Annotated in this window: 26 protein-coding genes; 18 read left to right on the top strand and 8 right to left on the bottom strand. The window is 64.5% G+C overall.

The genetic code is table 11. The features are described from left to right. Positions 1 to 19 precede the first annotated feature (19 nt). The 3 genes from HZZ16_RS07460 to HZZ16_RS07450 all read left to right on the top strand — a co-directional run bounded on the left by HZZ16_RS07460 (position 20) and on the right by HZZ16_RS07450 (position 2,722). Positions 20 to 1,552 (top strand): acyl-CoA carboxylase subunit beta, encoded by a 1,533-nt coding sequence (locus tag HZZ16_RS07460; protein ID WP_197947864.1) that lies wholly within the window; start codon positions 20 to 22, stop codon positions 1,550 to 1,552. Positions 1,553 to 1,991: 439 nt separating this feature from the next. Next, a complete protein-coding gene (locus HZZ16_RS07455) occupies positions 1,992 to 2,354 on the top strand; it encodes a DUF7674 family protein (RefSeq protein WP_197947863.1) in 363 nt (120 codons plus the stop codon). 20 nt (positions 2,355 to 2,374) lie between these two features. After that, the gene (locus HZZ16_RS07450; protein WP_197947862.1) at positions 2,375 to 2,722 is read left to right on the top strand and encodes a hypothetical protein; all 348 of its coding nucleotides are present in this window, start codon (positions 2,375 to 2,377) and stop codon (positions 2,720 to 2,722) included. Positions 2,723 to 2,843: 121 nt separating this feature from the next. On the opposite strand, the gene HZZ16_RS07445 is transcribed toward HZZ16_RS07450, so the two are convergent. Both HZZ16_RS07445 and HZZ16_RS07440 read right to left on the bottom strand, forming a co-directional pair. Further along, positions 2,844 to 2,996 (bottom strand): hypothetical protein, encoded by a 153-nt coding sequence (locus HZZ16_RS07445; RefSeq protein ID WP_197947861.1) that lies wholly within the window; start codon positions 2,994 to 2,996, stop codon positions 2,844 to 2,846. A 75-nt stretch (positions 2,997 to 3,071) separates the two neighbouring features. Continuing rightward, entirely contained in the window at positions 3,072 to 3,725 is a 654-nt protein-coding gene (locus HZZ16_RS07440) for a glutathione S-transferase family protein (protein WP_197947860.1), read from the bottom strand. A 142-nt stretch (positions 3,726 to 3,867) separates the two neighbouring features. Here HZZ16_RS07440 and HZZ16_RS07435 point away from each other — a divergent pair, with 142 nt between their 5' ends. Both HZZ16_RS07435 and HZZ16_RS07430 read left to right on the top strand, forming a co-directional pair. Further along, positions 3,868 to 4,182, top strand: a complete 315-nt coding sequence (locus tag HZZ16_RS07435; protein WP_197947859.1) for a hypothetical protein — start codon at positions 3,868 to 3,870, stop codon at positions 4,180 to 4,182. Positions 4,183 to 4,295: 113 nt separating this feature from the next. Then, the gene (locus HZZ16_RS07430) at positions 4,296 to 4,583 is read left to right on the top strand and encodes a twin-arginine translocation signal domain-containing protein (RefSeq protein ID WP_197947858.1); all 288 of its coding nucleotides are present in this window, start codon (positions 4,296 to 4,298) and stop codon (positions 4,581 to 4,583) included. 154 nt (positions 4,584 to 4,737) lie between these two features. On the opposite strand, the gene HZZ16_RS07425 is transcribed toward HZZ16_RS07430, so the two are convergent. The 3 genes from HZZ16_RS07425 to HZZ16_RS07415 all read right to left on the bottom strand — a co-directional run bounded on the left by HZZ16_RS07425 (position 4,738) and on the right by HZZ16_RS07415 (position 7,084). Then, entirely contained in the window at positions 4,738 to 4,989 is a 252-nt protein-coding gene (locus HZZ16_RS07425; RefSeq protein ID WP_197947857.1) for a GCG_CRPN prefix-to-repeats domain-containing protein, read from the bottom strand. A 192-nt stretch (positions 4,990 to 5,181) separates the two neighbouring features. Then, complete coding sequence (locus HZZ16_RS07420; RefSeq protein ID WP_197947856.1) at positions 5,182 to 6,192, bottom strand: alpha/beta fold hydrolase; 1,011 nt, start codon at positions 6,190 to 6,192, stop codon at positions 5,182 to 5,184. A gap of 193 nt (positions 6,193 to 6,385) precedes the next feature. Beyond that, the gene (locus HZZ16_RS07415) at positions 6,386 to 7,084 is read right to left on the bottom strand and encodes an ArsR/SmtB family transcription factor (RefSeq protein ID WP_197947855.1); all 699 of its coding nucleotides are present in this window, start codon (positions 7,082 to 7,084) and stop codon (positions 6,386 to 6,388) included. A 166-nt stretch (positions 7,085 to 7,250) separates the two neighbouring features. On the opposite strand from HZZ16_RS07415, the gene HZZ16_RS07410 reads away from it, so the two are divergent. The 3 genes from HZZ16_RS07410 to HZZ16_RS07400 all read left to right on the top strand — a co-directional run bounded on the left by HZZ16_RS07410 (position 7,251) and on the right by HZZ16_RS07400 (position 8,846). Further along, on the top strand, positions 7,251 to 7,559 hold the full coding sequence (locus HZZ16_RS07410) for an NIPSNAP family protein (RefSeq protein WP_036011128.1): 309 nt from the start codon (positions 7,251 to 7,253) through the stop codon (positions 7,557 to 7,559). A gap of 75 nt (positions 7,560 to 7,634) precedes the next feature. Beyond that, positions 7,635 to 7,985: an antibiotic biosynthesis monooxygenase family protein gene (locus tag HZZ16_RS07405; protein ID WP_197947854.1), complete on the top strand. Its 351-nt coding sequence runs from the start codon at positions 7,635 to 7,637 to the stop codon at positions 7,983 to 7,985. Positions 7,986 to 8,036: 51 nt separating this feature from the next. Next, on the top strand, positions 8,037 to 8,846 hold the full coding sequence (locus HZZ16_RS07400; protein ID WP_172783228.1) for an isocitrate lyase/PEP mutase family protein: 810 nt from the start codon (positions 8,037 to 8,039) through the stop codon (positions 8,844 to 8,846). A 105-nt stretch (positions 8,847 to 8,951) separates the two neighbouring features. Here the strand turns inward: HZZ16_RS07400 and HZZ16_RS07395 are convergent, their stop codons facing one another. Beyond that, positions 8,952 to 9,341, bottom strand: a complete 390-nt coding sequence (locus tag HZZ16_RS07395; protein ID WP_197947853.1) for a hypothetical protein — start codon at positions 9,339 to 9,341, stop codon at positions 8,952 to 8,954. A 166-nt stretch (positions 9,342 to 9,507) separates the two neighbouring features. On the opposite strand from HZZ16_RS07395, the gene HZZ16_RS07390 reads away from it, so the two are divergent. After that, positions 9,508 to 10,152 carry a trimeric intracellular cation channel family protein gene (locus HZZ16_RS07390; RefSeq protein ID WP_197947852.1) on the top strand — a complete coding sequence of 215 codons (645 nt, stop codon included), beginning with the start codon at positions 9,508 to 9,510 and terminating at the stop codon, positions 10,150 to 10,152. A gap of 124 nt (positions 10,153 to 10,276) precedes the next feature. On the opposite strand, the gene HZZ16_RS07385 is transcribed toward HZZ16_RS07390, so the two are convergent. Further along, a complete protein-coding gene (locus HZZ16_RS07385; protein WP_197947851.1) occupies positions 10,277 to 11,503 on the bottom strand; it encodes a c-type cytochrome in 1,227 nt (408 codons plus the stop codon). 282 nt (positions 11,504 to 11,785) lie between these two features. Here HZZ16_RS07385 and HZZ16_RS07380 point away from each other — a divergent pair, with 282 nt between their 5' ends. The 9 genes from HZZ16_RS07380 to HZZ16_RS07340 all read left to right on the top strand — a co-directional run bounded on the left by HZZ16_RS07380 (position 11,786) and on the right by HZZ16_RS07340 (position 25,610). Then, positions 11,786 to 15,277 carry an indolepyruvate ferredoxin oxidoreductase family protein gene (locus HZZ16_RS07380; RefSeq protein WP_197947850.1) on the top strand — a complete coding sequence of 1,164 codons (3,492 nt, stop codon included), beginning with the start codon at positions 11,786 to 11,788 and terminating at the stop codon, positions 15,275 to 15,277. Positions 15,278 to 16,211: 934 nt separating this feature from the next. Continuing rightward, a complete protein-coding gene (locus HZZ16_RS07375) occupies positions 16,212 to 17,369 on the top strand; it encodes a thiolase family protein (protein ID WP_197947849.1) in 1,158 nt (385 codons plus the stop codon). Continuing rightward, positions 17,369 to 17,758: a Zn-ribbon domain-containing OB-fold protein gene (locus HZZ16_RS07370; RefSeq protein WP_197947848.1), complete on the top strand. Its 390-nt coding sequence runs from the start codon at positions 17,369 to 17,371 to the stop codon at positions 17,756 to 17,758. The genes HZZ16_RS07375 and HZZ16_RS07370 overlap by 1 nt, the downstream gene beginning before the upstream one ends. 218 nt (positions 17,759 to 17,976) lie before the next feature. Further along, entirely contained in the window at positions 17,977 to 18,837 is an 861-nt protein-coding gene (locus HZZ16_RS07365) for a MaoC family dehydratase (protein WP_197947847.1), read from the top strand. Positions 18,838 to 19,022: 185 nt separating this feature from the next. Beyond that, entirely contained in the window at positions 19,023 to 19,904 is an 882-nt protein-coding gene (locus HZZ16_RS07360; protein WP_197947846.1) for an SDR family oxidoreductase, read from the top strand. 133 nt (positions 19,905 to 20,037) lie between these two features. After that, positions 20,038 to 20,991, top strand: coding sequence for a dihydrodipicolinate synthase family protein (locus tag HZZ16_RS07355; protein WP_197947845.1), 954 nt, complete (start codon positions 20,038 to 20,040; stop codon positions 20,989 to 20,991). Positions 20,992 to 20,995: 4 nt separating this feature from the next. Then, positions 20,996 to 21,811: an NUDIX hydrolase gene (locus HZZ16_RS07350; protein WP_197947844.1), complete on the top strand. Its 816-nt coding sequence runs from the start codon at positions 20,996 to 20,998 to the stop codon at positions 21,809 to 21,811. Positions 21,812 to 21,890: 79 nt separating this feature from the next. Then, on the top strand, positions 21,891 to 22,805 hold the full coding sequence (locus HZZ16_RS07345; protein ID WP_197947843.1) for a DMT family transporter: 915 nt from the start codon (positions 21,891 to 21,893) through the stop codon (positions 22,803 to 22,805). A gap of 117 nt (positions 22,806 to 22,922) precedes the next feature. After that, positions 22,923 to 25,610 carry a PAS domain S-box protein gene (locus HZZ16_RS07340; RefSeq protein ID WP_197947842.1) on the top strand — a complete coding sequence of 896 codons (2,688 nt, stop codon included), beginning with the start codon at positions 22,923 to 22,925 and terminating at the stop codon, positions 25,608 to 25,610. Here HZZ16_RS07340 and HZZ16_RS07335 read toward each other — a convergent pair whose 3' ends face one another. Then, positions 25,611 to 25,964, bottom strand: coding sequence for a GrlR family regulatory protein (locus HZZ16_RS07335; protein ID WP_197947841.1), 354 nt, complete (start codon positions 25,962 to 25,964; stop codon positions 25,611 to 25,613). It abuts the gene before it with no gap. Positions 25,965 to 26,149 lie beyond the last annotated feature (185 nt).

Genomic DNA, 26,149 nt, shown 5'->3' with positions numbered 1-26,149 from the left:
TAAGAACTGGCGGGAGCAAATGAAACACATCCTGGACGCCCTTGAAGATCGTCGTGCCGGCGCAAAGCTCGGCGGCGGGGAGAAGCGCATCGAGGCGCAGCACGCCCGCGGCAAGCTGACGGCGCGCGAGCGCATCGAGCTGTTGCTCGACAGGGGGTCGTTCGAGGAGTTCGACATGTTCGTCGAGCACCGCTCCACCGAGTTCGGCATGGAGAAGAGCAAGGTGCCGGGCGACGGCGTCGTCACGGGATGGGGCACCGTCAACGGCCGCAAGACTTTTGTCTTTGCCAAAGACTTTACGGTGTTCGGCGGCTCGCTGTCCGAGACCCACGCGCTCAAGATCACCAAGCTTCAGGACATGGCGATGAAGGCGCGGGCGCCCATCATCGGCCTCTATGACGCCGGTGGCGCCCGCATCCAGGAAGGCGTCGCCGCGCTCGCCGGCTATTCCTACGTGTTTCGCCGCAACGTGCTCGCCTCGGGCGTGATCCCGCAGATCTCCGTCATCATGGGCCCCTGCGCCGGCGGCGACGTCTATTCGCCGGCGATGACCGACTTCATCTTCATGGTGAAGAACACCAGCTACATGTTCGTCACCGGCCCCGACGTGGTGAAGACCGTGACCAACGAGGTCGTGACGGCCGAGGAACTGGGCGGCGCCTCGGTGCACGCGACGCGCTCCTCGATCGCAGACGGCGCCTTCGAGAACGACGTCGAGACGCTGTTGCAGATGCGTCGCCTGATCGACTTCCTGCCCTCCAACAACACCGACGGCGTGCCGGAATGGCCGAGCTTCGATGACATCGAGCGGGTCGACATGTCGCTCGACACGCTGATCCCCGACAATCCGAACAAGCCCTACGACATGAAGGAGCTGATCCTGAAGGTCGTGGACGAGGGCGACTTCTTCGAGATCGCGGAAGCCTTCGCCAAGAACATCGTTACCGGCTTTGGTCGCATTGCGGGCCGCACCGTCGGCTTCGTCGCCAACCAACCGATGGTGCTAGCCGGCGTGCTCGACAGCGATGCATCGCGCAAGGCGGCACGCTTCGTCCGCTTTTGCGACGCCTTCAACATCCCGATCGTCACCTTCGTCGACGTGCCGGGCTTCCTGCCCGGCACCGCGCAGGAATATGGCGGCCTGATCAAGCACGGCGCGAAGCTCCTGTTCGCCTATTCGCAGTGCACCGTGCCGCTCGTCACCATCATCACCCGCAAGGCCTATGGCGGCGCCTTCGACGTCATGGCCTCCAAGGAGATCGGCGCCGACATGAACTACGCCTGGCCGACCGCTCAGATCGCGGTGATGGGTGCCAAGGGCGCGGTCGAGATCATCTTCCGGTCAGACCTCGGCGACCCAGACAAGATCGCAGCACGAACGAAGGAATACGAAGACCGCTTCCTCTCGCCCTTCATCGCCGCCGAGCGCGGCTACATCGACGACGTCATCATGCCGCATTCGACCCGCAAGCGCATCGCCCGCGCGCTGGCGATGCTGAAGGATAAGAAGACGGAAATGCCGGCGAAGAAGCACGACAATTTGCCGTTGTAGAGGGGGGCGTAGCCCGGATGAGCGCATCGACATCCGGGTTCTTGCTCAGGGTCCCCGTGTCTCGTCGCTCATGCGGGCTACTGAGCAAGATACATGGAAAGCGGTAGTCGAAGGCCAGTCTCCTATGCCGAATGTTTTCGACTTGCCTGAGGACCACCCGCTACGTGCTGCTCACAAAAAATGCATCAACAATCGTGCAGAGATCGAACGCAGCCAGCTTTGCGGTTGTTTCTATTGCAAGCAGACGTTTGGTCCAGATCGGGTTGTCGAATGGGTTGATGAGGATTCCACCGCCCTGTGCCCCGAGTGTGGAGTCGACAGTGTTCTTGGGGATGCCTCGGGAGTGCAGATCAACAAGTCTTTTCTGAAGGCAATGCACTCAGCCTGGTTTGCTGTGAGCTAGGCGCAATGATCCAACGTGAACTTTGGAGGACACCAAGTGGGCGACCTTCATCGAAGTGTTTTCCTGAAGGAGTTAAAAAACACCTTTCCGGATTTGAGGTTGGAAATCAACGCGCAGTACGGCTTGCTGCATCTGGAGGTGGGCGCATTTGCCGGCTTCGCGCAACGAGCTATCACACTCGGAAATGCGAAAGACGTCGCATTGTGCTTCAAGCTCGCCGAGAAGTACTACAGGGATGGAAACTATCAATCGCGCAATGCGATCGCCGTTTCCTTTATCGAACACCTTAATCTAGGCAATGCAGAGTGGGCGTGGGAGTTGTTGGGGCCGATCCTGAAAGAAATATACTTGCAGCTAGCCGATGCTGGCATGGCCAAGCCATTGCCCTATCTTCGCTAGCCACCGCTGGTTGAATGCCAATGACCGAAGACGACCCGACCGATGAAATCTCTGACATCGAAGATCGCATCGAGGCCTTGGCCGAGATCGCCGAGCGCTGCCGGAAATATATCCTGGCGTCCAAGATCGCGATCGGTGGTGGGGCGGCGCTGCTGCTGGTGACGATCCTCGGTCTGTTCGGCTTCGGTCAGACCGCAGCGCTCGGATCGATCGCGTTGATCCTCGGCGGGATCGTCTCGCTCGGCTCGAACGTCTCGACGTTGCGGCAGACGGAGGAGGCCATCAGCGCTGCGGAGGCGCGGCGTTCAGCGTTGATCGGCAGCATCGATCTTCGCGTCGTTGCCGATGCGCCGCTAAAGCTGGTGTGACGCGCAGGGTGGATTAGCGACAGCGTAATCCACCAAGGTATGTGTCACCGGATGGAGAAGTGGCGGATTACGCTATCGCTAATCCGCCCTACGTATGTGACGCATCCAGCACCAGCACGCCTCACGCGGCGTTCTTGAGCGTCAGCTCCGACAATTCGGCGCGGCATTCGGCGGCGTAGGCCTGGAGCCGGTCGGCGGTCTGCCGATCGAGGATGGCCTTGGCCAGCCGCTCGGCGCGGGCGATCTGTCGCTTGAGATATTCGATGCGGACCATGGGTCACCTGTCGAATTGAGTCGTTTTGGTGTCGGCGACTGTATGCCAAGCACAAGACCGATTATGTGAGGCGCATCACGCCCCGCGCGCCTTATCCGCCGCAGCAAAATGGGCGATCTGGTCGGCGTGCGCCTTGGCGAACGCCGGGCGGGCCGTGGCGCGCGCGACGTAGGCGCGGCAGGCAGGGCTGTCCGCCAGCCCTCCGAATCGATCGACGACGCGCAGCACGTCCGCCATCAGGATGTCGGCGACGGAGAAGGAGCCGGCCAGCCATTCGCGACTGCCGAGCACCGGCTCGAGACGCCCCAGCCGGAGCTTGAGGAAGTCGTCGACGAATTTCCACGCCGCCGTGTCGGTCGGATGTCCCATGAACTTCGACATGGTCCAGGGCAGGCTGGCCATCTCCACCGAATTGAGTGCTGCGAACACCCATTTCGTCGCTTCAGTGCGGCCGCGCGGATTTGTCGGCATCAGCTTGTTGCTGCGCTCGCCGAGATGCAGCAGGATCGCGCCGGTCTCGAAGATCGAGATGTCGCCGTCGGTCAGCCACGGCACCTGACCGAACGGCTGGTGCGCCAGATGCGCAGGCCCGCGATCGTCGAACGGGGTGCTGGCGACGCGATAGGGCAGGGCGGCCTCTTCGAGGGCCCAGCGCACGCGGAGGTCGCGCACGAGGCCACGCGGCGGTTCGGGAACCCAATTGAAGGTGGTCAGCGTGAGGTCGGCCATTTGCTGTCTCCGTGTCCTGGTTCGCCGCAAAGGACGAACGAAGGGCGTCCATTCCGACACCAAGCCCAAGGAAGGCCAAGGACTTTTTGTCGCTGGCGCCGGAAAGCGGTTAGTCTCGGTTCAAACAACAGGAGGAAACCCGATGCCAGCAGCCTTCTTCGTCGTTCGCGCCATCATCTCCGATGCCGGCAAGCGCGCTGCTTTCGACCGGTGGTACGAGACCGAACATCTGCCCGATGCGGTGAAGGCCTTCGGTGTGAGCAAGGCGTGGCGGTTCTGGAGCCTCGATGATCCCTCGCTGCACCAGGCGATGTATCAGTTCGAGGACGAGGCCAGGCTGAACGCGATGCTGAGAGGTGACGCGCTAAAAAGACTGGTCGCCGATTTCAACCGCGACTGGCCCGACGTGAAGCGCTCGCGCGAAACGCTGCTGCTGGCGCAGGAGTTTTCCCGGTAAGCACATCGGATGTCCGCTCCGCAACGAATCTGAACGCGCGATTCAGCTTTGGTTCATGGCCCCGCCGCGACACTTCCTCTGCATCACTTGCCAGGTAGCCTAGAGGAATTGCCATGGAGCGCCGGAACTTTTTGAAACTTGCTTTGGGATTGACGGCGGGCGCAGCCGCCTTCGCCGCGACTGCCGCGCAGGCCGCGCCGCTGTCACCGCAGCCGCCCGCTGATCCCGCTCGCACGCCGCAAGGCAATCCCGACGCTCATCCCGCCGTCACCACCAGCGAGGAAGCCGCCAAGCTGAGGCCTGAGCAGGTTCACTGGCGTGGGCGTGGCCGCCACTGGGGCTGGCACCGCCGTCATTGGCGCCGGCATCACCGGCGCTGGCACCGCCGCCATTATTGGTAAGCTCGCACCATTCGCGGACTCGACGGGGATCGCCGCTGGCAGTCCCCGTTTCGATTCTGGAGGTATTCCGGTTCCGCGGCGGACAGATCGTCAGCAACAAAAATGGCCGCGCAGGCTGTCGCCGCGCGGCCATTTTGCAACGGAATGGAGAAGATCAGAACGGGCGGCAGCGGCCGGCGTACCAGCGGAAGCCGTAGGGACACACGCGCGCACGCGGCACGACGACGACCGGCGCAGGTGCGACTACCACGGGGGCAGGGCGAACGACGACGGCGCCGCGCATCGGACGGCAGTTGCCATAGGGGCCGCGATACCAGCCCGGGCCGCAACCGCCGGCGGCGCTGGCCGCCTCGCTGAAACCGACGACCGCACTGGCGAGCATGACGGCGGCTAACAGGTATTTCATCTTTGATCTTCCTTCTTGTTCTTGGGGCAGGCTTCGGGGAATGGCGCTTGTGGCGCACAATGAATCAAGAGACACGATTCGACACGTTAAATGTGGGACATGCCGACACGTCGCGATCCAAACCTGCCAATCATGACCTGAATGCGGTATGAACGTTCCCCACACCTGGCTTTGGGCGACACGCTGGTGTCGCTAGCGGCCGAGAAAGCCCAGCACCAGTTCCTTGTACGTCTCCGGCGCCTCCAGGAAGACGAGATGGCCGGTGTCGGGGATCACCTCGGCCCGCGCGTTCGGCATCTTCGCGGCGAGCTGCTTCGCAAGCTCTGCGTTCTGCCCCATCTTGGCCCGCAGCGCCTCCGGCGCGAGCGGCCGGCCCGGCGCGTTGTGGTCGTCCGCGCCCATGATGAACAGAGTCGGTGTCGCGATCAGCGGGATCTCGTGCGCCACCGGCTCACGATAGATCATCTGGCCGGAAGAGACGAAGGCGCGCAGCCAGCGCGGATAGTCCGGGCTGCCCTTGATGTTGAAGCGGGCATCGATGAACGGCGTGATCGCCTCGGCCGGCAGCTTGATTGCGTAATTGGTCTGGAGCTGCTTGCGATAGCCGTCGGCGGTGAGCTTGTCCTCGGTCTCGATCATCTTCTCGGTCGGCGTCGGCGGCACGTAGAGGCGGTAGTCCTCGAGCCCGATCGGCGCGGTCAGTACAAGATGGGCGAGGCGGTCCGGATAGGCGCGGGCGATGCGCACCCCGAGCATGCCGCCGAGCGAATGCGCGACGATCTCGGCCTTGTCGATTTTGAGATGATCGAGCAGCGAAATGGTGTTGCGCGCCAGATTGTCGAAATGTAGCTCGCCCTGCGGCTTGGAGGATTTGCCGAAACCGACCTGGTCCGGCACCACGACGCGAAAGCCGGCCTCGCTCAGCATCTTGATCACGGGTGCCCAATAGCTCGACGGAAAATTGCGCCCGTGCAGCAGCACGACGGTGCGGCCGTTCGGCCGCGCCGCGGCGACATCCATATAGGCCATGCTGAGCTGCTCGCCGTCGTTGATAATTGGCAAGAGGTGCACGGGATAGGGATAGGCAAAGCCTTCGAGCGCGATGCCGTAGGGCTCGCGGGGCGCAGTGTCGGCGGCGTGGGTGGATGTGAGTTGGGAAGTAAGAAGGGCGGCGGCGAGCGCGGCGGAGAGGAGGCGGTTCATTCAGGGTCTCGCAATTGAAGCCGTCATCCCGGGGGCGCGCGCAGCGCGAACCCGGAATCTCGGGATTCCGTCTGGTCCTTCGGACCATCCCGGAATGACAGTGGCCATAAACGCGTGGATGGCCGGGTCAAGCCCGGCCATGAAGGCAGCGGTCGTTCACACGTGATTGTGTGCTGTCACGCGATTGTCGTGACTAATCCTTCCCGCTGCTGAACAGCGCAGCGAACTGCTTCTCGCCGGTGCGGGTGAAATTCACGACGCGGCTGCCGGGCGCGGGATCGCGCGAGGCCCATTTGAGCTCGGCAAAGCGCTGCATCATGGCGGCCCCCAGCGTGCCGGCGAGGTGATGCCGCCGCTCGCTCCAGTCGAGGCAGGCCTTGCAGACCGGACGGCGCGGATGGCTGAGCATGTCGGACGAGATCTGCAAGTGCTTGGCGAGAAAGCGCTCGCCCTCGGCGGTCAGCTCGATCTCCTGCTTCCTCTGCCTGACCAGATGCCGCTCGCGCAAGGAGTCGAGCATCTGCACGCCAAGGTCGCCGGCGAGATGGTCGTAGCAGATCCGCGCGCGCCGCAGCGCAGGGTCCTTCGGCCCAGTGCGCACGCGCATATGGCCGGTCCGCGCGGCAAGGCCGGCGAGCCCCTCGAGCACGCCGGCGACGTCGTCGTCGGTGAGGCGGTAATAGCGATGGCGGCCCTGCTTCTCCGGCTCGATCAGGCCGCCGGCCTCGAGCTTCGACAGATGCGAGCTCGCGGTCTGCGGTGTGATGCCGGCCTCCTGCGCCAGCTCGCTCGCGGTGAGCGCGCGGCCGTTCATCAGCGCCGTAAGCATGTTGGCGCGGGCGGGGTCGCCGACCAGGGAGGCGACCATGGCGATGTCGGGTCCTGATTTCATGCTTCGATGGTAGCCGAAGCATTATGGTCGGGCAAGCCGGTAATCTTTCAACACGTCGTCATTGCGAGGAGCGTAGCGACGAAGCAATCCAGACTGTCCCCGCGGAGGGATTCCTGGATTGCTTCGCTGCGCTCGCAATGACGGAAGAAACAGGAGAGGCTCCATCATGTCCGTTACCGTCTTCATCCGCTACCAGCTCGACCCGTTCAAGCGGGCGCAGTTCGAGGAATATTCGAAGCGCTGGCTCACCATCATCCCGAGATGTGGCGGCGAGTTGATCGGCTACTTCATGCCACATGAGGGCACCAACAACATCGCGTCCGCCCTGATCTCGTTTGAGAGCCTGGCCGCCTATGAAGCCTATCGCAAACGGCTGCGCGCCGATCTCGACGGTATGGCAAACTTCAACTTTGCGGAGGCGGAGAAATTCATCCTCGCCGAAGAACGCACCTTCCTGCGCAAGGTGGTATTGTAGGTCCACGCCAGCATGATCCGGAAAAGTGCAACGCGGTTTTCCGAGGAGATCATGCTCGAATAAGAGGAGACGCCCATGATTGCCGTGATCTTCGAGGTCTGGCCCAAGCCGGAACATCGCCCGGACTATTTCGACCTCGCGGCCGATCTGAAGCCGCTGCTGCAGACCATCGACGGCTTCATCTCGGTCGAGCGCTTCGAGAGCCTGACCGAGAAGGGCAAGATCCTGTCGGTGTCGTTCTGGCGCGATGAGGCGGCAGTCGCCGCCTGGCGCAACACCATGGAGCATCGCCGCACCCAGGCCAAGGGCCGCGCAAAAATCTTCGCGGATTATCATCTGCGCATCGCCAGCGTGATCCGGGATTACAGCATGACCGACCGCGAGCAGGCCCCGAAGGACAGCCGCGCGGTCCACGACGCGCACTAGCGAACTTGAAAACGCGCGCCTATCTCTGCGCGGCCAACAAGGGAGAGAAACATGCACGTGACGACTGCTGACAAGCGCGCGACGTTCAGGAAGATGCACGAGAGCGGCTGCTTCATCCTGCCCAATCCGGTCGATGTCGGCAGCGCGAAAGCCTTGCAGCATCTCGGTTTCAAGGCGATTGCGTCATCGAGCGCGGGCTTTGCCTGGACCATCGGCAAGGCCGACAACCACGTCACCGTCGAGGACGTCTGTCAGCATCTGGCAGCATTGAGCTCGGCCGTCGACATCCCCGTGAACGCCGATTTCGAGGGCGGCTTTGCGGTCGAGCCCGACAAGGTCGCCGACAATGTCGAGCGCGGGGTGCGCACCGGTGTCGCGGGCCTGTCCATCGAGGATTCCACCGGCGACAAGGACAAGCCGCTCTACGACCGCGCCCTCGCCGTCGAGCGCATCAAGGCCTCGCGCAAGGCGATCGGCGACAGCGGCACGCTGTTGGTCGGCCGATGCGAAGCTTATCTCTGGGGCGTGACAGATCTCAAGCTCGTCATCGACCGGCTCACCGCCTATGCCGATGCCGGCGCCGACTGCCTCTATGCGCCGGGTCTGAAGAGCCGCGAGGACATCGCCGCGGTGGTGAAGGCTGTCGCACCGAAGCCGTTCAATCTTCTGATCGGCGCGTCCGGCCTGTCGCTGCAGGAAGCCCAGGATCTCGGCGTGCGCCGCATCAGCGTCGGCGGCTCGCTCGCCCGCGCCGCCTGGGGCGGCTTCATGCGCGCGGCCAAGGAGATGGCGGAGAAGGGCACGTTCACCGAGCTCGGCGGCGGCTATCCCGGCGGCGAGCTCAACAAGATGTTCGGGTAGGCAAACGAAAAGCGGCGGGATTTTGCATCCCGCCGCTCTCTCATCGTCTCGGTGTCATGCGCAGCCGGGCGATGACAGCTGCGTGTTGCGTGATCGGTTGCGCTCTTACTTCGCGCCGTCAGACGGAGCTGGCGTAGTCGGCGCTGGCCTGCTCGGCGCTGCACCCGTGGTCACGCCCGACTCGGTGTTGCTGCGCGGCGTCACGTCACGCATGCCGGGAGGTGCAGCCGGATTGGTCGGCTGCGTCTGTGCGGTCTGCGAGGCCGGCGGGTTGCTTGCCTGGTTGGTGGTGCTGGAATTATTCAGGCCGTAGAATACTGCGCCCAGCACCAGGGCGACGGCCACCGCGAACAGTGCGATCTTGCCGCTGGAGGCGGGGCCTTCCCCGAGCTCGGGATCGGCCTGCAGGTCGGCATCCCGGCGCGCCGCGCGAGAGTACTCATCGTCGGCGAGGTTCGGGCGGTACGGATCGTTGGGAAAACGGTCGTCTGCCATCGATTGGTCTCCTCGGTTATGACCCCGGGACAACCCTCAGGTGCGAGGTTCTGTTCCGCGCCACCTGATGCTTTCGTCGCATATTGCCCCAATCCGGGGAATCGGGAACCTGTTCTGTCGAATTCCCGGCGCTTCGAGTTCCATGGCGGGGAGAAGGAACACGGCGATGTGGAGCCTGCCGCCTACGGATAGCGTGCTGCATTTCCTGTCCTTGGTCGCGGTGGCCGCGCAGGGCATGACGGCTGCGCTCGCCGCCGGACGCCGCAGCATGGATTGGCTGGGCGTCTGCTTCCTCGGCTGCATCACCGCGCTCGGCGGCGGCACGTTGCGCGATCTCTTCCTCGGACATTATCCGCTAGCCTGGGTACAGAACCCGATCTATCTCGCGCTCGCCGGCGGTGCCGCCTTCCTCACCATCCTGTTTGCGCGTCTGGTGCACCGGCTGAAGGTCGCCTTCATCGTGCTCGATGCCATCGGTCTCGTCGTCTTCACCATGACCGGCTGTGACGTGGCCTGGCAGATGGATGCTTCGCTGCCGATCGTCATCGTCTCGGGCATGGTCACGGGCTGCGCCGGCGGTGTGCTGCGCGACGTGCTCTGCAACGACGTGCCGTTGCTGTTTCGCTCCGAGCTCTATGCGAGCGTCTCGGTGGTGACGGGGTTGTTCTATGCGACCGCGTTCGGTCTCAAGCTCAATGCGGAGCTCTGGACCATCCTGACCTTCGTCCTCGGCATCAGCTTCCGCCTGTTTGCGGTGCGCTACAAATGGGAGATGCCGAAATTTGTGTTTACGGGGGATGAGGAGCGATAGTGGTTACGTCGCCTCACTTCATCCACATCGTCATTGCGAGCGAAGCGAAGCAATCCAGAATCTTTCCTCGGAGGGACTCTGGATTGCTTCGCTGCGCTCGCAATGACGAGGAGGCAGCGGTGAGCTACGGCTGCTCCTTCCTCGCCTTCGCCACCTGTGCCGGCGTCACCAGCGGGCCTGCATTGCCCCAGGAATTGCGGATGTAGTTCGTCACCGCGGCGATCTCGCCGTCGGACAGCTGCTTGGCGTAAGCTGGCATCTCGCCGGTGTTCGGCGCGCGCGGCGTCGTCACGGTGTGAGCACCGTCGAGGATGATGCGCAAGGTCGAGGACGGATTGACCGATTGCAGCAGCGCATTGCCCGGCAGCGGCGGGTAGATGCGCGGGCTGCCTGTGCCGTCGGCCTCGTGGCAGGCGACGCAGAGTCTTGCGTAGACCGCCTGGCCGGCCTTCATCTCGGCTGCGTCCGGCGGCGTTACGATGGTCTCGCGACGGGCCGGCGGCAGGCTCTTCAGATAGGTCGCGATCGCGCGCCCGTCGGCATCGCTCATCTTCGAGGTCGAGTTGACGACGACCTCCGCCATCGGCCCGCCGGCGTGGCTTTTGGCGTTGCGCCCGCTTTGCAGGTACTCCGTGATATCAGCCTCGCTCCACGATTTCAGCCCGGTGCGCGCGGCGCCATCGAGCCGCGGTGCGAACCAGCCGCCGACCTCGTTGCCGGACAGCGCCTGCGCCTCGCGGTCGGCGCCGAAATAATTCTTCGGGGTGTGGCAGGCGCCGCAATGACCGAGCCCGGTGACCAGGTAGCCGCCTCTGTTCCAGGCCGCGCTCTTGGTCTGGTCCGGCTCGAACAGGCCGGGCTTGAAGTACATCGCGTTCCAGAGCCGCATCAGGCCGCGATAGCCGAACGGCCAGCGCAGCTCCGGCGGCTTGTTGCGGCTGGCGACGGGCGCCAGCGTGCCGAGATAGGCGCGGATCGCCAGCGTGTCGTCCTTCGTCATCTTCGTGAAGTAGGGGTAGGGAAACGCCGGGTAATAGTTCGAGCCGTCGGGCGCGATGCCGGTGCGCAAGGCGCGGGTGAAATCGGCATCCGTCCAGCCGCCGATGCCGGTGTCGCGGTCCGGCGTCAGGTTCGGCGCATAGATCGCGCCAAAGGGCGTGTCGATGCGCTTGCCGCCCGCGAACGGTTTTGCCGGATCGGCGGTGTGGCAGCCCGCGCAGTCGCCGGCCTCGACCAGCGCCTTGCCATAGGCGATCAGCTCGGGCGATGGTCCGGCGGCGCCGGCCGCGCTTCCATCCGCACTGCACAACGCCAGGCCTACCAGCGCGAGGCCGGTCAGAATCGTCCGCATCGAAAGCCTCTCCTGCGACCCATCGACCCCACCCGCGTCAGGGAAGCGTCGATTCATTTCGCAACGACCCGGGTATGGTGACACAAACTGAAAACGCCATGCGTGTTTCAGGCCACGAAATTGCGATTTTTGCCCGGCGTGTCCTTTGGTCCAGATTTCTGATGCGGATCATGAAATATCCGACATAGAGTGGCGGAGGTGGTCGGCGCGCCCTAGCTAAAAACAACGGGCAGGCAACGACTTAAGTCAGCAAGACCTGAACAGGGCGCAAGCGAGGACAAGATGGGCATCAACCAGGGTCCGATCAGTCTCGATCAAAAGTACACCCAGCAGACCGGACACGTCTTCACCACGGGCATCCAGGCCCTGGTCCGCTTGCCGATGGCCCAGATCCGGCGCGACCGCGCCAACGGCCTCAACACCGCGGGCTTCATCTCCGGCTATCGCGGCTCGCCGCTCGGCGGCTACGACCAGCAGCTGCTCGCCGCCCGCAAGCATCTCGAGCAGTACAACATCAAGTTCCAGCCGGGCGTGAACGAGGACCTCGCCGCGACCGCGGTGTGGGGCTCGCAGCAGCTCAACCTCTCGCCGGGCGCCAAATACGACGGCGTGGTCGGCATCTGGTACGGCAAGGGCCCGGGCGTTGACCGCTGCGGCGACGTCTTCCGCCACGGCAATGCCGCGGGCTCGGCCAAGAACGGCGGCGTGCTCTGCCTTGCCGGCGACGACCACGGCGCAAAATCCTCCACCGTCCCGCATCAGTCCGACCATGCCTTCATCTCGGCGCTGATGCCGTATCTCTATCCCTCGAGCATCCACGAGATGATCGAGATGGGTCTGCTCGGCATCGCGATGTCGCGCTATTCCGGCTGCTGGGTCGGCATGAAGGTGATCACGGAGACGGTGGAGACCACCGCCGAGATCGACCTCACCGACGAGATGAAGCCGTTCATCATCCCCACCGATTTCGAGCTGCCGCCCGGCGGGCTCAACCTGCGCTGGCCCGACGACCGCTTCGAGCAGGACCGCCGCCTGCAGGACTACAAGGGCTTTGCCGCCATCGCCTTTGCGCGTGCCAACAAGGTCAACCGCGTCACCATGGATTCGCCGAACGCGCGCTACGGCATCATGGCCTCCGGCAAGAGCTACGAGGACGTGCGCCAGGCGCTGCGCGAGCTAGGGATCACCGAGGAGGTCGCCGCCAAGATCGGCTTGCGCCTCTACAAGATCGGCATGCCCTGGCCGCTGGAGCCGGAGGGCGTGCGCAACTTCGCGGTCGGCCTCGAAGAGATCTTCATCGTCGAGGAACGCCGCGAGATCGTCGAGAACCAGGTCAAGCAGGAGCTGTTCAACTGGCGCGACGATGTGCGCCCGCGCATCGTCGGCAAGATGGACGAACACGACAAGCGCTTTTTAACCTTCGCCGCAGAGCTCAGCGTCGCCTCGCTCGCGACCTCGCTCACCGAGCGGCTGCTTCGACTTGATCTCAACCCTGAAATCGCTTCGATGCTCCGCGCCAAGGCCGACTGGTTCAACGGCCGCCAAGCGACCCAGATGCAGGCGGTCGCCCCTGTCTCCCGAACTCCGTATTTCTGCTCCGGCTGTCCCCACAATACCTCGACGAAAGTCCCTGAAGGCAGCCGTGCCATGGCCGGCATTGGCTGCCATTTCATGGCGCTGTGGATGGACCGCTCGACCGAGACCTTCACGCATATGGGCGGCGAGGGCGTGCCCTGGGTCGGCATCGCGCCCTTCACCAACGAGAACCACATCTTCGCCAATCTCGGCGACGGCACCTACTTCCACTCCGGCATTCTCGCCATCCGCCAGGCGATCGCCTCCAAAGCCAACATCACCTACAAGATCCTCTACAACGACGCCGTGGCGATGACCGGTGGCCAGCGTCACGACGGCGATCTCTCGCCGCAGCAGATCACCCAGCAGCTTTACGCCGAAGGCATCCGCGAGCTCTATCTGGTCTCGGAAAACCCGGACGCTTACCCGGCCGATACCATCGCGCCCGGCGTGAAGAAGTATCACCGCGACGAGCTCGACAGCGTCATGAAGATGTGCCGCGAATACAAGGGCACCTCGGCGATCGTGTTCGTGCAGACCTGCGCCGCCGAGAAGCGCCGCCGCCGCAAGCGCGGCCTGATGGAGGATCCGCCGCGCCGCGTCATGATCAATCCGGCCGTCTGCGAAGGCTGCGGCGATTGCTCGGTGCAGTCGAACTGCATCTCGGTCGAGCCACTGGAGACCGAGTTCGGCCGCAAGCGCGCCATCAACCAGTCATCCTGCAACAAGGACTATTCCTGCCTGAAGGGATTCTGTCCGTCCTTCGTCACCATCGACGGCGGCTCGCCGCGCCACCGTGCGCCAGCCGAGCTTGCCGAGATCGGCGAGCTGCCCGAGCCGGCTTCACGCCCGACGCTCGACAGGCCCTATAACATCGCCGTCGGCGGCGTCGGCGGCACCGGTGTGCTGACCATCGGCGCGCTGCTTGGCATGGCCGCCCATATCGAGGGCAAGGCCTCGATGATCCTGGACATGTCGGGCCTTGCGCAAAAGGGCGGGGCGGTGCTCAGCCACGTCCGCCTGTCCGATCATCCCGCCGAGGTGACCTGCTCGCGCATCGTCACCGGCACGGCCGATCTCGTGCTCGCCGCCGACGAGGTCGTCGCAGTCGCCAAGGACACCATCACCCTTTGCGATACCAGCCGCACCCGGGGCATCATCAACAGCCACGTCATTCCGACCGCCGACTTCATCCTCAACCGCGATTTCAATTTCCAGACCCGCAAGCTGAACGGGCTCCTGGAAACCGCGCTGCACAAGGATTCGGTGTTCTTCGACTTCACGGGGCCGGCCGAGCAGCTGCTCGGCGATGCCATCGCCACCAACATGATGATGATGGGCTATGCCTATCAGAAGGGTCTGTTGCCGCTCTCCGCGGAAGCGATTGAGCAGGCGATCGAGGTCAATGGCGTCTCGATCAAGATGAACAAGGAAGCCTTCCGCCTCGGCCGTCTCGCAGTCGCCGACCCCAAGCGCCTGGCCGACATGCTGAAGGGCGGGGGCGAGGTGGTCGCGCCGAAGCCGCTGGAGGCGATGACGCTGGACGAGGTCATCGAGCATCGCGCCAAGCATCTGACCGCCTATCAGAACGCTCGTCTCGCCAAGCGCTATCGCAAGCTGGTCGACCAGGTGCGCGATGCCGCCGCGAAGGGCGGCTATGGCGATGCGCTGCCGCGCGCGGTCGCGGTGAACTATGCCAAGCTCCTGGCCTACAAGGACGAATACGAGGTCGCACGCCTCTACACCGACGGCGCCTTCGAGCAGCAGCTCCGCGACCAGTTCGAGGGCGACTTCAAGTTCAATTTCAATCTCGCGCCGCCGATCCTGGCAAGCGGCGTCGACGCGCTCGGGCGCCCAAAGAAACGCGCCTTCGGCCCGTGGATGCTGAAGGTCTTCCGCGTGCTGGCCAAGTTCAAATTCCTGCGCGGCACACCGTTCGACATCTTCGGCCGCAGCGCCGACCGCAAGCTCGAGCGCGACCTGATCGCCGGCTACGAGAAGGACGTCGCCACTGTGCTCGGCCTGTTGTCGCCGCTCACAATCGACACCGCGGTCGAGCTGCTGTCGCTGCCCGACCGCATCCGCGGCTACGGCCCGGTGAAGGAGAAGGCCGTACACGACGCCAAGGCCCGCTACGCCCAGCTCGCCGCGGAATTGGCGAACCCGCCGCCCGCGCCACGGCAGATCGCGGCGGAGTAGGGCGCTTTCGTAGGGTGGGCAAAGGCGCAAAGCGCCGTGCCCACCATCTCAACGGATGGCACCTAAAGACGTGGGCACGCTCCGCTTTGCCCACCCTACAACACTATCCCTTGTGCTGCCCGTCAGGCAAAACACCCACGCCGTGGGTCAATCCTCATCCGCAAAAACATTCCGCTTTACCGAAATTCGGAATTATCGTATCCATCCGCCACCTCATCCCACTCAAAGGGGCGTATCGCGATCGTCACGAACGCGGGGTGAGCGGCGGTGGACGCAGGCTGCGTCGCGCGAGTCTCTCGCGCGCACGACGGGCGCGGTCTCGCGTACGGCAAAATCGTGTGGTCCTGACGCCCGGGGTCTGTGCGTCAAGTCTTGCGGGTCTCTCGCAAGGCGACGGGGGCAATAGTGCATCGCTCCCCGGGGAGAGCGCGACATAAGCCGTAAAGCCACTGCGCAGGGAAGGCCGGATGTTTGGCTTCACCTGTATGCCGCTGTGCATCTGTTCTTCGCGCAATTTGCGCACAGCGGACCGTGGGTGCCAGTCGGCACCCGGTCTTCCCTGCGCCCTTTGTTTTTGGAGGGAGCGAGACGGAAGCAAAACTCGGGCGAACCCGCCGCGAGCATGCGGGCGTGTGCCCGCACGCAGGTGTTGAGTGAAACAGCACCGTCAGCGCCACGAACTCCGTCGTTGCGAGCGCAGCGAAGCAATCCAGAATCTTTCCGCGGATGGATTCTGGATTGCTTCGTCGCAAGGGCTCCTCGCAATGACGACGCGGCAGGCGGTTCGCTTCCTATCCGGGGCCGGGATTTCACAAGTGCTCCCCTTGCGCCGACCCGTCACCCTCTCGCGGGGCGGAATATTTCCGCGCTTGCCAATCAGCCCGGTGCGGTTCAGAAAAAAGAGACAAGACGAGACGCGAGCGGAGACTGAAGTTTGACCATCAAGGGCAAGGCCTACATTGCCGGGATCTACGAACACCCGACCCGGCATGCGCCGGACAAATCCACCGCCCAGCTCCATGCCGAGGTCGCCAAGGGTGCGATCGAGGATGCCGGGATCAGCAAGGACGACATCGACGGCTATTTCTGCGCGGGCGATGCGCCCGGCGGCGCCTGGCCGATGGTCGATTATCTCGGCCTGAACACCAAGAAGCTTCGTCACGTCGATTCCACCGAGACCGGCGGCTGTTCCTACATCATCCATCTCGGCCATGCCGCCGAGGCGATCGCCGCCGGCAAATGCTCGATCGCGCTCGTGACGCTGGCCGGCAAGCCGCGCACCGGCGCGATGCCGCCGCGCGCGGCCGGCGCCGAGGTCGATTTCGAATCCGCCTACGGGGCGACCACGCACAATGCCTATGGCATGTGTGCCATGCGCCACATGCACGACTATGGCACCACCTCCGAGCAGCTGGCCTGGATCAAGGTCGCGGCCTCGCATCATGCGCAGTACAATCCGCATGCGATGCTCAAGGACGTCGTCACCGTCGAGGACGTCCTGAACTCGCCGATGATCTCCGATCCCCTGCATCGCATGGATTGCTGCGTCGTCTCCGACGGCGGCGGCGCACTGATCGTGACGACGCCGGAGATTGCCAAGAGCCTGAAGAAGCCGCTGGTACGCCTGATCGGCCATGGCGAGGCCATGAAGGGCCCGCGCGGCGGCAAGGATCTCGATCTCACGTACTCCGCTGGCGTCTGGTCCGGCCCACGCGCGTTCGAGGAAGCCGGCATCACGCCGAAGGACATCAAATACGCCTCGATCTATGACAGCTTCACCATCACGGTGCTGATGCAGCTGGAAGACCTCGGCTTCTGCAAGAAGGGCGAGGGCGGCAAGTTCGTCGCCGACGGCAACCTGATCTCGGGCGTCGGCAAGCTGCCGTTCAACACCGACGGCGGCGGCCTCTGCAGCAACCATCCCGTCAACCGCGGCGGCATGACCAAGATCCTCGAGGCCGTGCGCCAGCTGCGCGGCGAGGCGCATCCGAAGGTGCAGGTCAAGAATTGCGATCTCGCCATCGCCCACGGCACCGGCGGCCTCTTGGGTGTTCGCCACGCCGCCTCGACCGCCATTCTGGAGCGCGTGTGATGAGCGAAATGAAAAAGTATCCGGCACCGGTCACGAACCCCGAGACCGCCGCGTTCTGGGACGCGGCGAAAGAGGGCAAGTTCATGATCAAGCGCTGCACCGCCTGCGGCGAAGCGCACTACTTCCCGCGTTCGATCTGCCCGTTCTGCTACTCCGACGAGACGGTGTGGGAGCAGGCCTCGGGCGAGGGCACGATCTACACCTACAGCCTGATGCGGAAGTCGCCGACCGGCCCTTACGCCATCGGCTACGTCACGCTGAAGGAGGGGCCGTCGGTGCAGACCAATTTCGTCGACTGCGATCTCGAGAAGCTCAAGATCGGCCAGAAGGTGAAGGTGGTGTTCAAGCCGACCGACGGCGCCCCGCTGCCGTTCTTCACGCCGGCTTGAGGCGAAGCACAACGTAACCCTCTCCCCTTGTGGGAGAGGGTGGCAGCCGAAGGCTGCCGGGTGAGGGGTCTCTCTCCACACGAAAAGTGTTACTGCGGAGCCAACCCCTCACCCGAGTGAGTTCCTTGCAAGGGCGGTGCTGCCCTCTCCCACAAGGGGAGAGGGCATATCAACGGGCGCCGCTGCTCGCGGAGAGACTGGGAGGAAGACAAAGCAACATGTCCGCCAGATACGAAGAGCTCAAAGGCCTCAAAAACCTCGGCCAGAAATATGCCTACACTGACCGCGAAGTCATGCTCTATGCCTATGGCATCGGGCTCGGCGCTGACCCGATGGACGAGAACGAGCTCGCCTTCGTCAACGAGGGCACGTTCACGCCGCGGCCGCTGAAGGTGGTGCCAACGTTCGCCTCTGTCGCGGCCTGGGGCTCGGGTCCGGGCGAGATGAATCTCAACCGCGTCATGGTGGTCGACGGCGAGCGCGACATCACCTTTCACCAGCCGCTGCCGGTCGCCGCGCACATCACTGCCGACTCCTCGGTGCTCGAAGTCTACGACAAGGGCAAGGACAAGGGCGTCGTCATCGTTCACCAAACCGTGCTGAAGAACGAGAAGGGCGAGAAGTTGGCGACGCTGGTCGCTTCGCGCTTTGCCCGCGGCGATGGTGGCTTCGGCGGGCCGAACCTGACCCAGCCGGATCCGCACAAGATCCCGTCGCGCAGCCCCGACAAGACCATCGACATCACCACGCGCCCCGACCAGGCATTGGTCTATCGCCTCTGCGGCGACCGCAACCCGCTGCACTCCGATCCGGAGTTCGCCAGGAAGGCCGGCTTCCCGCGGCCGATCCTGCACGGCATGTGCACCTACGGCATCACCTGCCGCGGTGTGCTTCAGACCTATGCCGACTATGATGCGAGCGCTTTCCGCCAGCACGTCGCGCGATTCTCCTCGCCGGTCTATCCCGGCGAGACCGTGACCATGGACCTCTGGAAGGACGGCAACGTCATCTCGTTCGAAGCCAAGGTGAAGTCGCGCGGCGTCACCGTGATCAAGAACGGCAAGACGGTGCTGGGTTAGCAACAAGGTACGGCCGTCGTCTCCCTCGCCCCGCTCTTGCGGGGAGAGGGCGGGGTGAGGGGCTCTCACCACGAATCGGGACGGTGTTGAGACCTGTACCCCCTCACCCGGATCGCAAGAGCGATCCGACCTCTCCCCGCAGGCGGGGAGAGGCTAGAAAGAAACAAAAACAGGGAGACGCCACCATGGGACTACTCGACGGCAAGGTTGCGCTGATCACCGGGGCGGGCGGTGGGCTCGGCGAGGCCTACGCAAAGCTGTTCGCGCGGGAAGGCGCCGCGGTCGTCGTCAACGATCTCGGCGGTCCCCGCGACGGCTCCGGCGCCGACAAGTCCATGGCGCAGCAGGTCGTGGACGCGATCAAGGCCGAGGGCGGCAAGGCGGTCGCAAACGGCGCCGACATCTCCACTATGGAAGGCGGCCAGTCGGTGTTCGACGACGCAATCAAGCACTTTGGCCGCGCCGACATCCTGGTCAACAATGCCGGCATTTTGCGCGACCAGACCTTCGCAAAAGCCTCGGAAGCCGATTGGGACAAGGTCATCAAGGTCCATCTGAAGGGCACCTTTTGTTGCACCCTGCCGGTGTTTCGTTGGATGCGGGAGAACGGCGGCGGCGTCATCGTCAACACCTCCTCGACATCGGGGCTGATCGGCAATTTCGGCCAGACCAATTACGGCGCCGCCAAGGGCGGCATCTGGGGCCTGTCCAACGTGCTCGCGATCGAGGGTCGCAAGTACAACATCCGGATATGGACGCTCGCCCCGGGCGCCTTGACCCGCATGACCGCAGACCTGCCCCGCTATAAGGAGAACCCCGGCGCCGCGCTCGGGCCGGACGGCATCGCGCCAGCCGTGCTATACATGGTCAGCGACTTGTCGGGCGACCAGACCGGCAAGGTGCTGGGCGTGTCCGGGCCCCGCGGCGTGCGCGAGATGCGGATGATGGAAATGGAAGGCTGGAAGCCGCCGCACTCGGGCTGGAAGGCCCAGGATATCGTCGATCACGCCAAGGAGATCTTCTTCTCCGAGGAGGATGTGAAGCGTTGGTCGGCGCGGCGGTTTTAGCCAAAACTGTCATTCCGGGGCGCGACGAAGTCGCGAGCCCGGAATCCATAACCCCGGCTTGTGGTTATGGATTCTTGGCCTGGCCCTGCGGGCCATCCCGGAATGACGACAAATGATAGGATAGAGAGACCCGATGAAACTCACCGCCGACGCCAAGGGCACCTTTGCAATCGCGCCGACGCCGTTCCACGACGACGGCCGGATTGACGAGCGCTCGATCGACCGCCTGACCGATTTCTACGAGGAGGTCGGCTGCGACGGCGTCACGGTGCTGGGCATCCTCGGCGAGGCGCCCAAGCTCGACGCCGCCGAGGCCAAGCAGGTGGCGGTTCGCTACGTCAAGCGTGCCAAGAAGATGCAGGTGATCGTCGGCGTCTCCGCGCCGGGTTTTGCCACCATGCGTTCGCTGGCCAAGGCCTCGATGGATGCGGGCGCGGCCGGCGTCATGATCGCGCCGCCGCCCTCGCTTCGCACCGATGACCAGATCATCGGCTATTTCAAGCAGGCGGCGGAGGCCATCGGCCCTGATGTGCCCTGGGTGCTCCAGGACTATCCGCTGACCTTGCAGGTCGTGTTCACCCCCGCCGTGATCCGCAAGATTGTCATGGACAATCCGAATTGCGTGATGCTCAAGCACGAGGACTGGCCGGGCCTGGAGAAGATCTCGACGCTGCGTGGCTTCCAGAAGGATGGTTCGCTCCGGCCGCTCTCGATCCTCTGCGGCAATGGCGGCACGTTCCTGGACTTCGAAATGGAGCGCGGCGCCGACGGCGCCATGACCGGCTATGCCTTCCCGGAGCTCCTGATCGACGTTGTGAACCTCTCCAAGGCCGGCAAGCGCGACGCCGCGCATGACATCTTCGACGCGCATCTGCCGCTGATCCGCTACGAGCAACAGCCCGGCGTCGGCCTCACCGTGCGCAAATACGTGCTGCAGAAGCGCGGCATCATCGCCTCCAGCGCGCAGCGCAAGCCCGGTGCGACCATGACGGCGACAGCGAAGGCCGAGGTCGACTATCTCTTGTCGCGGGTCGCCCGTTTCGACAAGCGCGCCAATCTCGGCCCGCAATCCAGCGCCGCAGGCTAGTTGCATGGCCGAGACATCAGCATCACGCCCGGCCTCGACGATCCTCCTGCTGCGCGACGGCGCGAGGGCCGACGGCAAGGGCCGCGGCGAAATCGAGGTCTTCATGATGGTTCGCCATCATCAGATCGAGTTCAACTCGGGCGCGCTGGTGTTTCCCGGCGGCAGCGTCGATGCCGGCGACAAGGAGATCGTTGCCCGCGCTGATCTGTATTCGGGCAGCGAGGGCTTGCGCGACGCGGACCGCGGCTTTCGGATCGCCGCGATCCGCGAGACCTTCGAGGAAAGCGGCATCCTGCTGGCCCGGTCCAAGGACACAGGCGCGCCAATCGACGCCAAACGCGCCGGCGAGATCGCCGACGCGCATCGCGTTGCGCTCAACGAGCACAAGATCAGCTTCCTCGACATTCTCGCGGGCAACGATCTCCAGCTCGCGCTCGACACGCTCGTGCCTTACGCGCACTGGATCACGCCGGAAGGCATGCCGAAGCGCTTCGACACCTGGTTCTTCCTGGCCGCCGCACCGCCCGACCAGCTCGGTGCCCATGACGGACGCGAATCCACCGATTCGATCTGGGTGTCGCCGCGCGAGGCGGTGGAGGGCGGAGAGAGCGGCCGCTTCAAGCTGCCGTTCCCGACCACGCGCAACCTGATCCGGCTCGCCAAGCAGCCGAGCGTGAGTGCGGCGCTGGAGCACGCCCGCAACCTGTCGATCGTCACGGTGATGCCCGTGATGACCAAGACCGAAACCGGCCGTCAGCTCCGCATCCCTCGCGAGGCCGGCTATGACGGCGAGGTGTTCGAGGTCGGCGCCGTCGGCTGACACACTTCGATGTGTAGCGAAGTATCGACGAACACGGATGCGCTAGGTTCCGTCCACTGCGGGACGGACGGAACAGGCGATGGACAATCGGCAGGACACCAATGTTGCGGTCGAGCTGGCCCTGTTGGTCGGGCTCGCGACGCTCTGGGGCGGTTCCTACACCTTCATCAAGCTCGGCGTCGCCACCATCCCGCCGATCACACTGATCGCGGCGCGCACGGCCATTGCCGGCCTGCTGCTGCTCGCGATCATGTGGATGCGGGGCATCGCAATGCCGACCGATGTCGCGAGCTGGAAGCGGTTCGCGTTCCAGGCCGTGCTCAACAGCGTCATCCCCTGGACGTTGATCGCCTGGGGCGAGCGCCATGTCGATGCCGCGCTCGCCACCATCCTCAACTCGGCCGGGCCGATCTTCACCTTCCTGCTCACCGCAATCGTGACCCGTCACGAGGAGACGACCCCGCGAAAATTGTTCGGCGTGGTCGCAGGCATGGCCGGCATCCTGCTGATCGTCGGTGTCGATGTGTTCGATGATATCGGCAGCGGCCTCATCGCCGAGGCCGCCATCGTCGCTGCCACCATCTGCTATGCCTGCGCCGCGATCTTCGGCCGCAGCTTCAAGGGCCTCGATCCCATGGCGCCCGCAGCCGGCTCGCTGCTGGCGGGGGCAGCGGTCCTGATCCCCGCCTCCCTGATCGTTGAGCAGCCCTGGACGCTGTCGCCTTCGCTGAGCTCGGTGCTGGCACTGTCGGCGCTCGCGGTGTTTTCGACCGCGGCAGCGTTCGTGATCTATTTCCGCCTGATCCAGACCCTCGGCTCGGTCGGCACCACCGCGCAGGCCTATTTGCGGGTGCCGATCGGGGTCGCCATCAGCGCCGCCTTCCTCGGCGAGACCTTGAGCCGGACCGCCTGGATCGGCCTGGCCTGTGTCGTCCTCGGCGTCGCCGCCATGACCATCCCGGCCCACAGGGCAGCCAGCGTCAAACTGTCGTAAAGCTGAAGCGGGCGGCAGGTCCCGATATTAACGATATTCCGCGTCCCGAGGCATGTTCCCCCCGGGCAGCAATACGTCGTATATTGGACCTCCAGCAGTCCGGTCCTCAAATCACCAATGTCCGCCGAATTGACGCCGCCCCCTGAGAAAAGGCGAACCTTCTCGCTCTCCATCGGCCAGCTCACCTTCGGCAGCTTCCTGTTGGTGCTGGCGGTAATCATCGTCACCTCGACTGCGAGCGTGATCGCGATCCGGCACATCGATACGACCTTCGCCGAGCTGCAGCGGCTGCAGAGCGTCGGCGACCTCGCCGAGGACATCGATCGTCGCATGAACGAACTGCGTCTTGCCGCGCGCGACTTCGTCACGGATCCCGGTGCCGGCGTCCAGTTCCAGCAGGTAGGCGAGGCGGCCTCGACGCTCAGCGACATCCTGAAGAAGACCCGCATCGAGCTCGCGCCCGAGCAGCAGGACATGATCGACGGGGTCAGCGAGCGGCTTGCGACCTATCGCACCGGCCTCGAGCGGATCTCCACCCTGATCGATCGCCGCGCCCAGCTGCTCGCCGGACTGCCGCCGCTGCGCGACCAATTCGATGCAGCGGTCGCAGGCGCCGCGGACCGCGAGCTGGCCTCCCGCCTGGCCGAGGCTCAGAGCCGGATTGCGCTCGGCCTGCTCGCGCGCAACCCGTCCGCGGCGGAGCAGGCCGCACAGGGAATGCGGGCGTTCGATATTGACGATGCCAAGCTGAAGTCGGCGGTGAACGACTATGCCGAGGCCATCATGGCCGTCGCCGTCCGGGAGCGGCAGATCGCCGACATCGATCGCGAGGTGCTGGGAACGGAAGGCCGGCTGATCGGCCGCGTCACCGAATTGCTGCGTGAGGTCAGCTCCCGACGCGGCCACGTGCTGTCGCGCGACTTCGCCCGGACGCTGACCGAGGCGCGATGGCAAAGCATCGTGCTCGGCACGGTCGGCGTGCTCATCGGCATCGCCGCTGCCTGGTTCGTGGTGCGCAGGACGGTGCGTCCGCTCGCTCAGATCGCGCGATCCATTCGCGCGCTTGCCGCCGGCCGGAAAGATACCTCGATTCCGTCCGCCGACCTCGACAACGAGATCGGCGATATTGCGCGGGCGGCCGAAGTGTTTCGCCGCGCGCTGGAGGAGGCCGACACCGCGCGCGAGGCGGCGGTGCGCGCGCTCAACGAGCAGCGCCTCGCCGAGGAGAGCTATCGAAAACTGTTCGAAGGCTCCATCGACGGCATCTACGTGACGACGCCGGCCGGTGACCTCCTCAACGCCAACCCGGCGCTGGCGCGCATGATGGGCTATGACAGCCCGCAGCAGCTGATCGACAGCATCAGCGACATCGCCCACACGATCTACGTCCATCCCGAGGCGCGCGCCGAATACCAGCGGCTGATGGCGCGCGACGGCATGGTGCGCGAGTTCGAGTATCAGGTGCGCCAGCGCAGCGGCGACATCCTCTGGCTCTCGGACAGCGCCACGGGCGTGCGCGACGAGCATGGCAACATCGTCCGCTACGAGGGAACGCTGCGCGACATCACCGATCAGAAGCGGGCGGAGGAAGCCATCGCCGAAGGCCGGCGCCTGCTGCAGCAGGTCATCGACACCGTGCCCGCGGTGATCAACGTCAAGGACCGGAACCTGCGCTACGTGCTGATGAACCGCTACATGGCCGGCATCTTCGGCATCGAGCCCGGCGAGGCGCTCGGCCGCACCACGGCCGACCTGATGTCGCGCTACGGCGCATCCAAGTCCGACGAGAGCGACAAGCGGGTGCTCAAGCTTCGAAAAGGTCTCGGTTTCTACGAGGAGGAGTATCAGGACGCCTCCGGCAACATGCGGCAATGGCTGGTCAACAAGTTGCCGCTGCTCGACGCCGAGGGTGAGATCGAGCGGATCGTGACCGTCGCGCTCGATATCGGCGAGCGCAAGCGCGGCGAGCAGGAGATGCGCAAGGCCAAGGAAGCCGCCGAAACCGCGCTGCGCAATCTCCGCGAGACCCAGGCCTCGCTGATCGAGGCGGAGAAGCTGGCCGCGCTCGGGCGCCTGGTCGCCGGCGTCGCCCATGAGGTCAACAATCCCGTCGGCATCAGCCTCACGGTCGCCTCCGCGCTGGAGCGCAAGACCGCGATGTTCACCGCCGAAGTCGAGCGCGGCGAGCTGCGCCGCTCCACGCTTAACGACTTCCTCAGCACCAGCCGCGATGCGTCCTCGCAGCTCGTCTCCAATCTCAACCGCGCCGCCGAGCTGATCCAGTCGTTCAAGCAGGTCGCCGCCGACCGCAACTATTCGGATCAGCGTACTTTCGATCTCGGCGACCTCACCGAGCAGGTGGTGATGAGCCTGCGGCCGGGACTGCGCAAGCACAATCTGACGCTCAACGTCGAGTGTCAGCCGGACCTGACCATGAACAGCTATCCAGGCCCGTACGGCCAGGTGCTGACCAATCTGTTTCTGAATTCGGTGGCGCACGCCTTCCCGGACGGCCGGCCCGGGACGATCGAGATCCAGGTGCGCGCGTCCGGCAAGGACAACGTCGAGATCATCTTCTCCGACAATGGCTGCGGCATGTCGCTCGACGTCCGTCGCCGCGCCTTCGATCCGTTCTTCACCACGCGGCGCGACCAAGGCGGCACCGGCCTCGGGCTGCACATCGTCTACAGCATCGTCACCAACCGGCTCGGTGGCCGGCTCGATCTGGATTCCGAGCCGGGCGGCGGCACGCGCATCCAGATGATCCTGCCGCGTGTGGCGCCGCTCGAACAGGCTGCGGAATAGCTAATCGATGTCTGCAAGCTTGTGCAGCGTCGCGCCGAAGATCTGGCTGGCCTTGCCGACCAGCGCAGTGCCGGTCATCTGCCCGCGCGTGTCCGTGAACGTGCCGGTGACGCCGATGCCGACCGGGGCAGGGCCGCCGAACAGCGGATTGTCATCGCCCCGAGGCGAGGTGTGCCGTTGCACCAGCACCTCGCCTTTGAAGGTGTTGTTGTCCTTCACCGTGTAGCTGCCGGTGTAATAGAGGTACGCATCGCCGCCGAGAATCTTGCCGTCGCGGAAGAGAATCACGCCGCTGCCCTTGCCGACTCGACCATCGAGCAGGGTGACGTGAATTGAATAGAGGCCGTTCTTCATAACGTCCCGTAGGCCGGCCGCCATCGCCCAATGGCGTAACCGGTCCGGCTTTTATGCCAAAGCCCATCTCCGCGCGCAACGCGGCAGTTTGCCGGCCGGTCGCGGCGGTCTGCGAGCCGTAGTTGTCCCGGCTTGTCCGTGACACCGTCATGACGCTCTGATGGTGAGGCGAGGCCTAACGTTGC

Origin of the sequence: Bradyrhizobium glycinis (genome assembly GCF_016031655.1) — a bacterium.
Classification (GTDB): domain Bacteria; phylum Pseudomonadota; class Alphaproteobacteria; order Rhizobiales; family Xanthobacteraceae; genus Bradyrhizobium; species Bradyrhizobium glycinis.
Note: the sequence above shows the minus strand (reverse complement) of the source record. Positions and strands in the feature narration are given on the sequence as shown.

Bases quoted from the DNA above. Each gene is read 5' to 3' on its own strand.
- HZZ16_RS07435 (WP_197947859.1), top strand. From the start codon at position 3,868: ATGCCAGCAGCCTTCTTCGTCGTTCGCGCCATCATCTCCGATGCCGGC.
- HZZ16_RS07360 (WP_197947846.1), top strand. From the start codon at position 19,023: ATGGGACTACTCGACGGCAAGGTTGCGCTGATCACCGGGGCGGGCGGT.
- HZZ16_RS07405 (WP_197947854.1), top strand. From the start codon at position 7,635: ATGATTGCCGTGATCTTCGAGGTCTGGCCCAAGCCGGAACATCGCCCG.
- HZZ16_RS07440 (WP_197947860.1), bottom strand. From the start codon at position 3,725: ATGGCCGACCTCACGCTGACCACCTTCAATTGGGTTCCCGAACCGCCG.
- HZZ16_RS07365 (WP_197947847.1), top strand. From the start codon at position 17,977: ATGTCCGCCAGATACGAAGAGCTCAAAGGCCTCAAAAACCTCGGCCAG.
- HZZ16_RS07430 (WP_197947858.1), top strand. From the start codon at position 4,296: ATGGAGCGCCGGAACTTTTTGAAACTTGCTTTGGGATTGACGGCGGGC.
- HZZ16_RS07395 (WP_197947853.1), bottom strand. From the start codon at position 9,341: ATGGCAGACGACCGTTTTCCCAACGATCCGTACCGCCCGAACCTCGCC.
- HZZ16_RS07385 (WP_197947851.1), bottom strand. From the start codon at position 11,503: ATGCGGACGATTCTGACCGGCCTCGCGCTGGTAGGCCTGGCGTTGTGC.
- HZZ16_RS07350 (WP_197947844.1), top strand. From the start codon at position 20,996: ATGGCCGAGACATCAGCATCACGCCCGGCCTCGACGATCCTCCTGCTG.
- HZZ16_RS07355 (WP_197947845.1), top strand. From the start codon at position 20,038: ATGAAACTCACCGCCGACGCCAAGGGCACCTTTGCAATCGCGCCGACG.
- HZZ16_RS07400 (WP_172783228.1), top strand. From the start codon at position 8,037: ATGCACGTGACGACTGCTGACAAGCGCGCGACGTTCAGGAAGATGCAC.
- HZZ16_RS07390 (WP_197947852.1), top strand. From the start codon at position 9,508: ATGTGGAGCCTGCCGCCTACGGATAGCGTGCTGCATTTCCTGTCCTTG.
- HZZ16_RS07450 (WP_197947862.1), top strand. From the start codon at position 2,375: ATGACCGAAGACGACCCGACCGATGAAATCTCTGACATCGAAGATCGC.
- HZZ16_RS07460 (WP_197947864.1), top strand. From the start codon at position 20: ATGAAACACATCCTGGACGCCCTTGAAGATCGTCGTGCCGGCGCAAAG.
- HZZ16_RS07445 (WP_197947861.1), bottom strand. From the start codon at position 2,996: ATGGTCCGCATCGAATATCTCAAGCGACAGATCGCCCGCGCCGAGCGG.
- HZZ16_RS07335 (WP_197947841.1), bottom strand. From the start codon at position 25,964: ATGAAGAACGGCCTCTATTCAATTCACGTCACCCTGCTCGATGGTCGA.
- HZZ16_RS07410 (WP_036011128.1), top strand. From the start codon at position 7,251: ATGTCCGTTACCGTCTTCATCCGCTACCAGCTCGACCCGTTCAAGCGG.
- HZZ16_RS07415 (WP_197947855.1), bottom strand. From the start codon at position 7,084: ATGAAATCAGGACCCGACATCGCCATGGTCGCCTCCCTGGTCGGCGAC.
- HZZ16_RS07420 (WP_197947856.1), bottom strand. From the start codon at position 6,192: ATGAACCGCCTCCTCTCCGCCGCGCTCGCCGCCGCCCTTCTTACTTCC.
- HZZ16_RS07425 (WP_197947857.1), bottom strand. From the start codon at position 4,989: ATGAAATACCTGTTAGCCGCCGTCATGCTCGCCAGTGCGGTCGTCGGT.
- HZZ16_RS07370 (WP_197947848.1), top strand. From the start codon at position 17,369: ATGAGCGAAATGAAAAAGTATCCGGCACCGGTCACGAACCCCGAGACC.
- HZZ16_RS07340 (WP_197947842.1), top strand. From the start codon at position 22,923: ATGTCCGCCGAATTGACGCCGCCCCCTGAGAAAAGGCGAACCTTCTCG.
- HZZ16_RS07345 (WP_197947843.1), top strand. From the start codon at position 21,891: ATGGACAATCGGCAGGACACCAATGTTGCGGTCGAGCTGGCCCTGTTG.
- HZZ16_RS07380 (WP_197947850.1), top strand. From the start codon at position 11,786: ATGGGCATCAACCAGGGTCCGATCAGTCTCGATCAAAAGTACACCCAG.